10 protein-coding genes are annotated in these 13,241 nt (G+C 41.5%); 6 read left to right on the forward strand and 4 right to left on the reverse strand.

The window, feature by feature from the left end; translation table 11 throughout:
- Window positions 1–566 precede the first annotated feature (566 nt).
- Window positions 567–1,460 (forward strand): phytanoyl-CoA dioxygenase family protein, encoded by an 894-nt coding sequence (locus tag H6G83_RS33570; protein ID WP_190480306.1) that lies wholly within the window; start codon window positions 567–569, stop codon window positions 1,458–1,460.
- 572 nt (window positions 1,461–2,032) lie between these two features.
- Window positions 2,033–3,505: an MAC/perforin domain-containing protein gene (locus H6G83_RS33575; RefSeq protein WP_190480308.1), complete on the forward strand. Its 1,473-nt coding sequence runs from the start codon at window positions 2,033–2,035 to the stop codon at window positions 3,503–3,505.
- Window positions 3,506–3,882: 377 nt separating this feature from the next.
- Here the strand turns inward: H6G83_RS33575 and H6G83_RS33580 are convergent, their stop codons facing one another.
- The 4 genes from H6G83_RS33580 to H6G83_RS33595 form a co-directional block, all read right to left on the reverse strand.
- On the reverse strand, window positions 3,883–5,205 hold the full coding sequence (locus tag H6G83_RS33580; RefSeq protein ID WP_190480310.1) for a CO2 hydration protein: 1,323 nt from the start codon (window positions 5,203–5,205) through the stop codon (window positions 3,883–3,885).
- Window positions 5,206–5,278: 73 nt separating this feature from the next.
- Window positions 5,279–5,866 (reverse strand): CDP-alcohol phosphatidyltransferase family protein, encoded by a 588-nt coding sequence (locus H6G83_RS33585; RefSeq protein WP_190480312.1) that lies wholly within the window; start codon window positions 5,864–5,866, stop codon window positions 5,279–5,281.
- A gap of 105 nt (window positions 5,867–5,971) precedes the next feature.
- A complete protein-coding gene (locus H6G83_RS33590) occupies window positions 5,972–7,474 on the reverse strand; it encodes an NADH-quinone oxidoreductase subunit M (RefSeq protein ID WP_190480314.1) in 1,503 nt (500 codons plus the stop codon).
- 155 nt (window positions 7,475–7,629) lie between these two features.
- The gene (locus H6G83_RS33595) at window positions 7,630–9,492 is read right to left on the reverse strand and encodes an NAD(P)H-quinone oxidoreductase subunit F (protein WP_190480316.1); all 1,863 of its coding nucleotides are present in this window, start codon (window positions 9,490–9,492) and stop codon (window positions 7,630–7,632) included.
- Between the two features lie 420 nt (window positions 9,493–9,912).
- On the opposite strand from H6G83_RS33595, the gene H6G83_RS33600 reads away from it, so the two are divergent.
- From H6G83_RS33600 to H6G83_RS33615, 4 genes are all read left to right on the forward strand, one after another.
- On the forward strand, window positions 9,913–10,743 hold the full coding sequence (locus H6G83_RS33600) for an SWIM zinc finger family protein (protein ID WP_190480318.1): 831 nt from the start codon (window positions 9,913–9,915) through the stop codon (window positions 10,741–10,743).
- Window positions 10,744–10,934: 191 nt separating this feature from the next.
- A complete protein-coding gene (gene tpiA / locus H6G83_RS33605) occupies window positions 10,935–11,660 on the forward strand; it encodes a triose-phosphate isomerase (protein WP_190480324.1) in 726 nt (241 codons plus the stop codon).
- Window positions 11,661–11,869: 209 nt separating this feature from the next.
- On the forward strand, window positions 11,870–12,727 hold the full coding sequence (folP, locus tag H6G83_RS33610; RefSeq protein WP_190480320.1) for a dihydropteroate synthase: 858 nt from the start codon (window positions 11,870–11,872) through the stop codon (window positions 12,725–12,727).
- 207 nt (window positions 12,728–12,934) lie between these two features.
- Window positions 12,935–13,102 (forward strand): hypothetical protein, encoded by a 168-nt coding sequence (locus tag H6G83_RS33615; protein WP_190480322.1) that lies wholly within the window; start codon window positions 12,935–12,937, stop codon window positions 13,100–13,102.
- Window positions 13,103–13,241 lie beyond the last annotated feature (139 nt).

Here is a 13,241-nt window from a genome sequence, read left to right on the forward strand (position 1 = left end):
CGGGAACTTACGCTACAGGAGATTTGCCCTCTTGGGCGGTTGGCGCGAGCCTGCTGTCTAAAGGCGGGTCTGTGAATGTAGAATCCCCGCACTTATAGGGCGGGGAGTGTCAAATCCTCCTAACAAGCACATTTTAAAACCTTGATAAAGTAACGTGAGTTCGATGAACCTCTCCCTACCAACCTCCCTCTCCTCGTAGGAGAGGGAGGAGAAACGAAAAAATACCTCACCTTCAACCCCTCTCCTCGTAGGAGCGAAAAGTCTCTTGCGAGGCTTCCTCCGTTCAGAACTTTTCAAGAGAGAGGGGTTGGGGGAGAGGTCAAAACAACGCTTGTCGAATTTCTTGCAAATCTATGATCATATCTTAATCTTACCACGCCACTACGGTCATTTATTTTTACTTTATATATCACCTCTTCAATTTAACAATATTTGTAGACAATTAGTGCCAATATGGCTGCTAGGGAAATATGAGAAGCGATATTATGAGCAATTATTTACAACAATGTAACCCCAAAAAAAGCTAATTAAAGATATTAGTCTATATTAATTAGAGAATTTCAATTATGAAAACAATTGTCAAAAAAGCTTGTAATGAAATAATTAGAAAAATCTATCGAATACCAATGATTAAAAACAGCGCTAATATCGCTTATCAGACAGCGATCGCCAACCATATTAATCATCTACCTGCTCTTGCAGACAATGATGTTTCTTTAGTAAAAAAGCTTCAAGAAGAAGGAATTTTCATAACCTCATTAACAGAGTTATCAATTCCTTCCACGCTAGAAATGCTCCAGTCTGCCAAACAATTACTACCAAAACTACCTAAAAATATTTCTGAAAATAGTAATGAATTTATCATTCACGCTACCTCTGAGCAAATGAGGGAGCATTCCAATATATTCCTTTGGGGGCTACAAAATCGTTTACTTAATATTGTAGAAAACTATCTTGGCTTATCCGTAGCGTATCATGGGGCTTATTTTCGTAGAGATATAAACAATCAAGTCCTGAAAAAATCTCGATTATGGCATCTAGATAAAGAAGATAGAAAGATGCTCAAAATAATCATTTATCTCAATGATGTAAATGAAGATAGGGGGCCATTTCAATATATTCCTAAATTTCTGACTTCATCTATTGCTAAATCATTAAAATATGATGATGATTACATCAAAGATGAAATTATGCAGCAAGTTGTATCTTCATCTCTATGGCACTCATGCACAGGAGCATCCGGTACAGTAATTTTTGTTGACACTGCCAATATATTTCATAGAGGTAAAATTCCTCTAGCTTCAGATAGATTATCAATATTTTTTGACTACACTACTAGACAACCAAAACACCCATTTTATTGTAAGTCTTCGCTGACTGAAAAAGATTTGTTGGCAGTTAGTTCAAGTCTGTCTGAAAATCAAAAGCAGTACGTATTCTGGCAGCAGAATTATAATTAAATATGCGATCGCATATTTAAATCTGTCAACTCATTGCCTTTTGGATTGAGCATTTTTTGAGAGAATTGCCTATAAGTCTAATTTTCTCAGGGTTTTGCTAGCGCTCGCACCCCGCAGTTGCAGATGTTACCCCAGGCTTTAACAGCAATTAGGGCGCTATTTGTCAAGCCATAGACAAAGGAAAGCTTTGAATAAGCTGCAATCCTTTCCTATATAACAACAACTATGCGTTATTTACTTTAAAAGCGTAAAAAATATACCTTTATAGGAGAAAATTACTATTTATTAGCGATCGCCTGTCTCAGTTATATAGTACTAAAGTACCAGTATTTAGCGATCGCCTGTGCCAGTTACGTAGTACTGAGAGATGATCTTTCGTGGTTTGTATCATTTTATTGTTGCTTTATCTTAATGTGCTTGTAGTCACTAGTTATTTGATGTACACTAACCACTAACATAAGCTTTATATTCTATACAAACCCGTATTAACAAATATTAGTCAACAGCAAATGGCGAGAGTATAGAAGAAAATTGCTCAGTTGCAGTAAACATTATCTATGGAGATGTCTTAAATGGTTGAAAGTATTAATGTCGCTTGGAGACAGTCCGAACGTATTGCACCTTACAAAAATATAGACTTTCTCGGACGGTGTTACGATTTCATCAAGCTCAACCCTTTAGATTTGAGTCAAAGGGTAAGAGATGGTGGAGGAACTATGACTGCATGGGCTGTCACTATTAATTCGGATGATTGTACTGTTCTCTCACCTGACGGACAAGTGTATATTCCCAAAGGCTCAAAATATATTTCAGAGTCAAGAGGTGAGCGTACTTCTCAAGCAAAGAGGTGGTTCTCAGCCTATGATTTTTCTAGATCATTTAGCAACACAGTGACAGCAGGCATCAGTATTCCGGGTCTAATGTCATTTAGTGCCAGTACGACATACCGCGAATTTTACAGAACTACTGGGTCTAATGAATTCATGGAAACCTTTGTTCAGGGATACTTTGAAGACTGTTCAGTTAGATTAAATGACAACTTTATTCAAGACCTGAAATTAGACCAAGCTTTTGTTTCTGCCGTCAAGAATCTAAATTCACAGAGTAGCTACAACGAATTTATTAAAACCTATGGAACGCACTATGCTCATGAAGTCACATTTGGTGGGCGTATGTATCAGCGAATTCAAATATCTACCCAGACTTACAAGCGATTGGTTGAGAAAGGAGTAGATGTTTCAGTTTCAGCAGAGGCTTCTTATAAAAAGGCTACTGGTAGTTTATCTTCAGGTTCTTCCTCTTCTTCTAGCTCATCTCTAGAAAATGAACAAGGAGTATCTATTAACTCAATTCAATGGGCTGGTGGTACACCAAATACAAACTTTGATGAGTGGGTTAAAACCATTAGGGATGATCCTAAACCAACCCAGATGGATCTGATTCCACTGTATCAATTGTTTACTTCAAAGTACTTCCCTGATGATTCTCAAATTGACCAAAAGCGGCAATTAATGGAGAAAACGGTCAAAACTTACATCGAGCAAAATGCACACATAGAACCTAATCCGGCCAATCTAGCGAATAAGGTAGTTTATATAAGAAATCGCTGGCGTGCAGATATTGGTGAAAGGCGCGTCGATATGCACTTAAGTTTTGATGGCGAGAATATAAAACTGTATCCAAGGGACAACACTTATGATCTCGTACCCTGGAAATTAGTTCCTGTACCTGGGAAAACAGATGAATACTATATTCGGAATCGCTGGCGGGCAGAGTTTGGTGAAAGGCGCGCCGATATGCACTTAAGTTTTTATGGCGAGGATGTGAAACTGTTTCCCAAGGATAACACTTATGACCTCGTACCCTGGAAGTTTATCCCCGTACCTGGGAAAACAGATGAATACTATATTCGGAGTCGCTGGCGGGCAGAGTTTGGTGACAAGCGTGCCGATATGCACTTAAGTTTTTATGGCGAGGATGTGAAACTGTTTCCCAAGGACAACCTTTATGATCTCGTACCTTGGAAGTTAATAATTGTAAATTAAGAGGATGTTTTAAAAGTCCTTAGCAATGTATTAGATATTGTTAGATCCCCCTAAATCCCCCTTAAAAAGGGGGACTTTGAAAAGATTTTCCCCCCTCCTTTTTAAGAGGGGTAGGGGGGATCAAGAAGTGACTAAAATCACAGCCAGCCACTTTTCAAACAACCTCTAAAGTCGTACCATTTCTCTATAGAAACTATTTGACATCTAAGAAGGTACAGCAAGCCTCTTAACCATCAACCGAATAAAACAAAGATTAACGTTGGCAGTCGCATTAGCTAAAGTCCTCTCTGCCACCTATCCCCAGCCTCCTGCTATAAAAAAAGCCCACCTGAAAAAAGGGGGCTGGGTTATTAGAAATGAGATTGTCAGGTGATATTTTATCGATAATCCTGGCTTTGAATTTGCCGCAGGCGGGCTGCATTACGCATATCATATTCGGAACGAGTGAAACGATTTAGTTGCGCTTCAAAAAACTCGCGGTTGGCTTGTAAATGTTTGGGATTTGGATCATCTAAAGGATATAAAAGTGCTGTGCGTAATGCTTGAATTACCGCAGAAGTAACGTTGTACATTGAACGTTGGAATGTAATTCCCAACTGAATCAACATATCTTCTTCACCACGGCAATATTGTTTGTAATAATCAAGCAGATATGGTGGCAGGAAGTGCAGCATATCTTGCATTAATAATGTGGGTGGGATACCCGCAGTACCTACAGGAAATACGTCAGCGTAGAGAATACCATAGTGGAAATCTTTTTGGTCGGCAGGTACTTGACCGGCTTGGGCGTTGTAAGATTTTGTCCCACGGAATGGGGCTGTGCGGTAGAATACTGCTTCTACGTAGGGTAATGCAGCTTCGTATAGCCAGGTGAAACCTTTAGATTTAGGAATGATTTCATAGCATTCGCCCCGGATATACACATGATGGTAGATGGGACGACCGGCGATCGCAAATATTCCATTGATCAAAAAGTCCATCGCATCAGGGACACCCTTAAAGCCGCCTTCATCATAGATATCCGACATTTCAAAGAACACCGGGGCCATGACTTCCCAGAATAAGCCCAGGTTAGCGTAGTAAGACATCTGGCGGCACTGTTCCAAGAACATATCCGGGAACAGTTTGTAAAGTCCCAGCATCAGGGGGTTGCCTTGGAAGTAGGCTTTAATTGCCCTATCAGCGTTAGCCTTATACTCCTCCGAGTCTAGATAAGCATCAAACTGGTTAACAGGCGCATACATATGCCGATGCCATAGCATAGCCTGCATACAGGCTTCAGCAAACTCCATGTTAATGCGATCGTGCAACCAGTGATGTAATAGCTTTGGCATTTTCCCGGTTTCACCCTTCTCCATAAATGCCAAAAGTTCAGGATGTGCTGTCGCTTCACCGCGCCAAATTCTTAAATCAGCATCATCACCAGCGTAATGATTATGTCTATCTAAATATTCTTGGGAAATGAAGTATTTGAAAAAGGGTAATGGGTTTAAAAATACTTGTTCAGCAATATAAAGTAGGTCACGCCAGTAAAAATCCATCGGCACAGCATAAGCCTTATATATGCCGATAATTTGCATCAAGTTTTCCGGCGTATCTGGCAACATCGAACCGCCAGCTTCTAGGCGATGGATGACCTCAGCAAATTCATGTTGAGACGGCGGTAGTTTTGTAATTGGTTTATCTGGAGTTTGTACCATCTTGGTTTCCTTGGAGCAAATTTATATCAAAAGGAGGAAGCAAAAAATCAAAATATTGCTTTTTTTTGGGTTCTCAGACTTCACTTTTTTGAAAGGCTTGGCGGAGATTCAGCGCATGAAAAATACTTAAAACATCATGAGTCCAAACTGGCAATATTAAAGTCATCAAAATTTCTTCGATACTATGAATTGTACCTATAATACAAGTGATCCATAAAGTAATTCCTGCATAATTGAAGCCAAACAAAGCAACAATGGCGATGAATAGAGTGATGCCCCAAAACTTGGCTGAGTAGGTGTGATAGCTAGCAGGTTTACCATATTTAACTAGATTCACTATCCACCATACCAATTGAGCGCAAACAGCCATCAACAAAGGCAACTTTTCAGCTATGAGAATATCTCGATAACTCAGCCAAGCGCTGACAAAGACACTGCTGAAAAGACATACATCAGCCCAACTATCAGCTTGTCTTAAATTAGCAGTGCTGACACCCAAGCGTCGGGCGATAATACCATCAAAGATATCGGAAACAAAAGCGGCGACAAAACCCACGATAAACCAAATACTGGTTTGTCCGTCCCCAGCATCCCACAGGAGGAAAGGTGATATCAAAAAGCGAAATATTACAAGACCACTAGGAATTAATTTGAGAGCCATTTTTCCTCCTGTATCAGTAACTGGGTGCTGAGTGCTTTATTCTTTAATGTAGAGACGTTGCATGCAACGTCTCTACATTATTTATTTGCCGCAAGCACTCCTTCATTACTTCAAAGCAACTTGAGAATTTACGGTTTTTTCAACAGGGGGAATTGCCGCTATCATTGCTGTAGTTGTGGGTTCACTCCAACGCACTAACCAAGTAGGTTGCACTCCTAAGAAGATGATTAAAACTGCCAAAATTAAGGCTGGTGTTTTCTCAGACCAAAGGACTCTGGGGTAGTAGGCTAGGTTGTTGTCGAGTTTGCCGAAACAAGTGCGGTTGAGGAGGATGACAAAATACACTGCTGTTAAACCACTAGACGCAACACATAAAAGTGTGGGTAAGGGGAAAACAGAGAAACTGCCTTGAAAAACGATAAATTCAGCGATAAATCCTGTTAAACCGGGAATACCCGCGCTAGCCATACCACTGAGAACTAGTAAGGCACTAATTAGGGGTAAGCCGCGAATGGGACTCATTAAACCATTGAGTTTGTCTAATTCTCTTGTGCCAACCTTGGCTTCTATTACTCCCACCAAGTGGAAGAGAATTGCCAGGATAATACCGTGGCTGAACATTTGCGATACAGCGCCGACAAGGGCTAAAGAAGTGCTGGCGGCACTAGCTAGCAATACGTAGCCCATGTGACCGATAGAACTATAGGCTACCATGCGCTTGATGTCTTTTTGGGCGATCGCAATCACTGCCCCATAAATCGCACTGACCGCCCCCCAAATTGCCAAGGTTGGTGCAACAACAGTCCAAGCTTGGGGGAACATTCCTAAACCAAATCTCAATAAACCGTAAGTTCCCAGTTTTGCTAATACACCACCCAAAAGAATGGCAATTGGTGCAGACGCTTCCACATAAGCATCAGGCAACCAAGTATGGAAAGGAACTAGAGGAATTTTGATACCAAAGCCTAAGATAATTCCCGCCAGGAGAACAAGTTGCATCGTGGCGGAGAGGGTTTGAGTAGAGATAGCATCAAAGGCGAAACTTGTAGCACCAGTCAGCCAAACCATTCCTAAAAATGTAGCGAGAATGAATGCACTAGAAACGGCTGTGTAAATTAAAAACTTAATCCCAGCATAAGCTCGTTTTTCTCCTCCCCAAATCGAAATCAACAAATAGAAGGGGATTAATTCTAGTTCGTAGAAGAGGAAGAATAACAGTAAGTTCTCTGCTAAGAAAGCCCCTGCAACTCCACCACTTACTAACAGAATCATCGAGTAAAAAAGGCGAGGGCGTTCTGTTTGCGTACTGCTGCTATAAATAGCAATCCAGGTGAGGAGGCTATTTAATACCAACATCAAAATTGATAGCCCGTCTACACCTAATTGATAACTCAATCCCAAGGTATCATTCCAAGGCACATACTCTTGAAACTGCATCCCTGGATTACTGATATCAAATTTTAACAGAATGAACAGATTCCAGAGTAATACTATTCCTGCAACAGTTAAAGATACTAGGCGAATACGTCCGGCTTGATTGGGATTGCTAGGCCAAAATCCGATAACTATGGCGCTTAAAATCGGTAGCCAAATTAATACACTAAGCATAAACGATGCAAAATTGAAAATTCAAAAATAGAGGATTCATACTGATTCTTGAAATCTATGTAGGGCGCTGCACTGCCCGCCCTACAAATATTGAATTTTTTGCAAAAATCATGTAGTCAGTTGGGAGTTTTCACTACTGACTACTGACTACTGACTTAAAACATCAATTCCATGAAAGGAACACCCCAGAAAGGCCAAGTTACCCATGCACCTAAAACACCTACTCCTAAAAGCACAGTGAAGGCGTAAAATTGGGTTTGCCCAGAGGTACTATATTTCAAACCTTCTCCACCCAAAAGCGAGAACAGTCCTACAAAATTGACGATACCATCGACTACGAAGCGGTCAATCATATCGACAAATTTGGAAAGTTGCGCTACCCCAAAAATGATGGTCATTTTATATAATTTGGGGGTGTAAAAATCGTAAGCAATTAGGTCTTGTAAACCTTTGAAGGGTAGGCGGATCGGTTTAGGAATAATGTTGCTTAAGTAGATGACAGCACTAATGCTGCTACCGAAAATGCTTGACCAAATTAACAGTAGGGCGACATCTTTATTTAAGGTTGCCCAACTAGGTAAAAGTGATAAGCTTTGCAATATTAAAGGCAGGTGTAGCACAAAGCCAAATAAAGTCATCATGGGTAATACCATTGGCCAATGAACTTCTGGCGATCGCTCACTCATTTGTTTGGCTTTACCGCCAAAAATTAAGCCAAATTCTCTCACTAAACTAAAGGCTGTGAAAGCATTGACAGCGATGACAATTCCTACTAACCAAGGGTGAGTTCCCCACAAACCATCAGCAAGTTCTAGTAATGCCCAAAAACTACCTAGAGGGGGAAGACCAATTAAACCTAATATGCCAACAATGAAGGATAAGCCGGAAATGGGGCGACGTGACCACAACCCACCAAGTTGAGTCACATCTTGGGTAATGCTATTCCAAATAATGCCGCCAGTACTCATTACCAACAATGCAGAAGCTAAAGCATGGGTAAGTACCAATAACAATGCAGCTTCATCTTGTCCAGCACCTACAGCAATGAATACCAAACCCATGTAAGCGCTAACAGAGTAGGATAAGCAGCGTTTAACGTCAATTTGGGCGATCGCAATTAAAGAAGCACCGATGGCTGTAACTGCACCAATTCCTACAATAAACGAGGAAACTATCGGCGATAGGGTTAATACAGGTTGCAGTTTAATCAGTATCCATGCACCAGTAGCAACTACTACCGAGTTCCGCAAAATTGTGCTAGGAATTGGCCCTTCCATCGCTTCATCTAACCACAGATGCAAGGGGAACTGGGCGCACTTACCCATCGGCCCGGCAACTAAAGCTAAACCTACTAATGTAATAACTGTGGGGTCAACCTTGGCTGTTTGCGCCCACTGTGCTAATGCAGGAAAATCCCAGGTTCCGGCTAGAGTCCATAATGCCAATACTCCCATGAGTAAGAACAAGTCCCCTACCCGCTTGGTGAGGAAAGCATCTCTTGCGCCAGTGACTACTAGTGGTTGACTAAACCATAAACCTACTAGTAAGTAGGTTCCTAATGTGAGGATTTCCAAGATGACATAGCTGAAGAACAGGTTATTACACAGTACTAAGGCGCATAAACCCGCTTCAAATAATCCTAACAATGAATAGAAGCGTCCCCAGCCCCAGTCCATTTCCATGTAGCCCACTGCAAAAATTTGGGCAAGGAAATTTAAGCCAGTGATCACTACCATCGCCCCTACCGTGATCGAGGAGATTTCTATGGCTATAGTCAGGTCTAAACCAGCAGTAGATAACCAGGGAAAGAATTGTTCTTGGGGGGGACGGTTCCACGTTGCTTGTAAGGCGATCGCGCTATGCAGCAACGCGAAAAATGTCATTATTAAATTTACATAACCGGCTGGTCTTGGCCCCGTTTTGCGAATGATCCCCGGCGACCAAGGTATAGCTAATAGCCCGCCAATTAAAGGATATAAAGGGACTAGCCAAACAGTCTCAAGGAGAAACTGAGCCATGAACTTACCTCTAGAATTGTCACGAAAAATTACAGCACTTCGGAGTTAACTTGTGTCACTCCTAGCCAATCCAGATATTCGTAAGATAATGCAAGTTTATCTTTGCTTAATATTCTTCTTAGCTTATCGTTATATCTATCAAAAAGGAATTATCTATCAAAAAAAATCAACGATGTCTACTCTAATTAATTCTTATATGTTGGATATTCTAATGCTATCCATAGATATAAGTCTATGGATACTATGAAAATTACAATATAAGGAGAAAAATCTGACTCACCACAGATTCTACACTAAATACCATCAACAGAACTTTCTGTAATATATCTATAGTCAGAATTTGTATGGCAGATTTTTCAGCTACTCCACTCTAACCTCTAATCCCTAACTTCTAGATAAAATTAAGCTAAGTAATTAATTATGACTACTTATACACTACAAGCAAGCCGTGAATGGTGGTCACAAAGGTGGCTAGACTTACTTGATTCCTATCGCTTTAAAAAACGTTTAGAACGGGCAAGAATATATTCCCGTCAAGGTAATGTTTTGAGTATCGAGTTTAAAGGCGCAAAAGTATTAGCTAGAGTTCAAGGTAGTGAAGAAGAACCTTATAAAGTCTCATTATCTCTTGACCCATTTACTGATGAACAGTGGGAATATGTAATAGGAACCATGTCCCAAAAAGCTGTCTTTGCCGCCAAGCTCTTAGCCGGAGAAATGCCCCAAAATATTGAAGATGTATTTACAAGTAATGGGTTGTCCTTGTTTCCTTTTACTTTGTCTGATGTCCATAGTAAATGCTCCTGTCCTGATAAAGCCAACCCTTGTAAACACGTTGGTGCAGTCTACTATCAGTTAGGAGACAGATTCAGCGAAGACCCATTTGTATTATTTCAATTACGTGGACGCACCAAAGAGCAAATTATTAGTGATTTACGACAATTACGTAGTGCAAAAGTTGAAAATAAGGTAACAGAAACACCCGCAGCACAAAAGCCAATTAGTAACCAAATAAATATAAACCTGAATGCTTGCTGGCAATATAATGAACCTCTAGAGTCTTCTTTGGTTGTGATTGCCCCATCAACTAGTGAAACAGTCTTAGATATATTAGGAGCCATTCCCCTAGCAAAAGATGAAGAAAGTTCAGCCAGCCTAAATTCTAGCGATATTGTTATGAAATATTTGGAAACGTTTTATAAGGAAGTTAGCCAAAAGGCGATGCTAGCAGCTATGAATGTAGGTGGATAAAAATTATTATTGAATTTTTGTACTGGTGGGCATTGCCCAGTCTACACTTAACTCTAACCTCTGTCTCTAGCCTCTTACCCCTGTATACCCTACTGTTAGACCAGTTTGAGCAATTATAGGTAGGGAGGGACATAAAAAGTAGTACAGTGAAAATTGCATCTAGTAGCGTTAGGAACTTGGCTAAATCACCTGTGCGGAAAATAGTTATTGCTGGTAACTGGAAAATGTTCAAAACTCAGGCAGAGTCCCAAGAGTTTCTACAAGAATTTCTGCCTGCATTAGAGGAAACACCTCAAGAACGAGAAGTGCTGCTTTGCTCTCCTTTCACTGACCTGGGCATTTTGTCCAAGAGTTTACACGGTAGTCGTGTACAACTGGGAGCGCAAAATGTCCATTGGGCGGAAAATGGAGCCTACACGGGTGAAATTTCTGCCCCAATGTTGACAGAAATTGGTGTGCGTTACGTAATTGTCGGTCATAGTGAACGACGACAATATTTTGGGGAAACAGACGAAACAGTGAACTTGCGTCTGAAAGCGGCTCAAACCTTTGGTTTAACGCCGATTCTTTGTGTAGGCGAAACCAAACAACAAAGGAACGCAGGGGAAACCGAATCACTTATTACCAATCAATTAGATAAAGGTCTAATTGATGTCGATCAGACAAATTTGGTAATTGCTTACGAACCGATTTGGGCAATTGGCACTGGTGACACTTGTGAAACAACCGAAGCTAATCGAGTTATTGGCTTAATTCGCAGCCAGTTGAAGAACCCGAATGTGCCAATTCAATATGGTGGTTCAGTCAAACCAAACAATATTGATGAGATCATGGCTGAACCAGAAATTGACGGCGTTCTCGTCGGTGGCGCAAGTCTAGAAGCTGCAAGTTTCGCCAGAATTGTCAACTATAAGTAAGGAGTCAACAGTCAATAGTCAATAGTCCACAGTCTACAGTCCAAAACTGTTGACTAATGACCCTTACGGGTTCGCCTTCGGGTTCGCCCTTCGGGTTCGCCAGTTCCCAGGGCGCGGGAGACCCGCCTACAGGACTGGACTCACCAGTTCCCAGGGCGCGGGAGACCCGCCTACAGGACTGGCTCACTAATGACTAATGACTAATAACTATGTGCAGTAAGTTAGTAATACGCGATCGCTGTTTCGATTGGGGACAGCGTACTTATTTAATGGGCGTTTTAAATGTAACGCCTGATAGTTTTAGTGATGGTGGTAAATTTAATACTACCTCTGCGGCTTTAGCTCAGGCGCAAGCTTTAGTAGCGGCTGGGGCCGATATTATTGATGTTGGTGGGCAATCAACTAGACCTGGTGCAGAGCAAATAACTCTACGAGAAGAGTTGGAGCGGGTATTGCCAATATTACAGGTATTGCGTTCAGAAATTTCTGTGCCTATCTCCGTGGATACAACTAGAGCTTTTGTAGCAAAGGCATCTATAGAAGCTGGGGCAGATATTATTAATGATATTTCTGGTGGTACATTTGACTCTCAAATGTTGCCAACAGTGGCAAGTTTAGGTGTGCCGATAGTGTTGATGCACATCCGGGGTACACCACAGACAATGCAGCAATTTACCGACTATCAAGATTTAATGGGGGAAATTGCTAGTTTTTTAGCTAACCAAATTACCACAGCCACAGATTTGGGTATTAAACCCGAAAATATTATTATTGATCCTGGTATTGGCTTTGCTAAAAACTACGAACAAAATTTACAAATATTACGGCAGTTACATTTATTGCGATCGCTCAACTGTCCTATTTTAGTAGGGGCATCCCGTAAAAGTTTCATCGGTCGGATTTTAAATCAACCAGACCCCAAAGCGCGAGTCTGGGGAACCGCAGCCGCTTGTTGCGCTGCTATTTTCAACGGTGCTGATATCCTCCGAGTCCATGACGTACAAGAGATGCGCGATGTATCTCTGGTGGCTGATGCAATATTTCGAGGTATAGCAGGGGACAGGTGATAGGTTACAGGTGAGTCCAGTCCTGTAGCCGTGTTTCCCGCGCCCTGGGAACTGGCGTTCGCCCTTGGCGTGCCGAAGGCATACCCGGAGGGGGACAGACAAGAGAAAGCTCTTGCAGTAAAGATTTGATAATTAATCTATGTCCTAACCTATGTGGCAATTGCTATAAGTAGTGAGTAGTGAATTAAAATTCTGCTCATCCCTCGGTTGCTGAATCTCGACTCCGCGATCGTTGAGCGTAGTCGCAACTTGATTACAGCGCAGTCGTACCACTCCTTGGAAGCAAGCTACGCATTAGCCTCTCCATTCGCGCCGCGTCCCGGAGGGCAAGATTCAAAGAAACCTTACCTCAAAGCTTTGGTGATTGTCGATTAGTCAAAGCCTATGGTGATTACTATTTAACAGTACCTATGGTAGTGTCACGACAACAGCCCGAAAACCAAGGGCGTGTCGTGGCGCTAGATCCAGGCATCAGAACATTTATTACTTTCTTTTCGGAGTCTAGCTTTGGTGA

It is taken from the genome of Anabaena azotica FACHB-119 (assembly GCF_014697625.1).
GTDB classification, from domain to species: Bacteria; Cyanobacteriota; Cyanobacteriia; order Cyanobacteriales; family Nostocaceae; genus Trichormus; species Trichormus azoticus_A.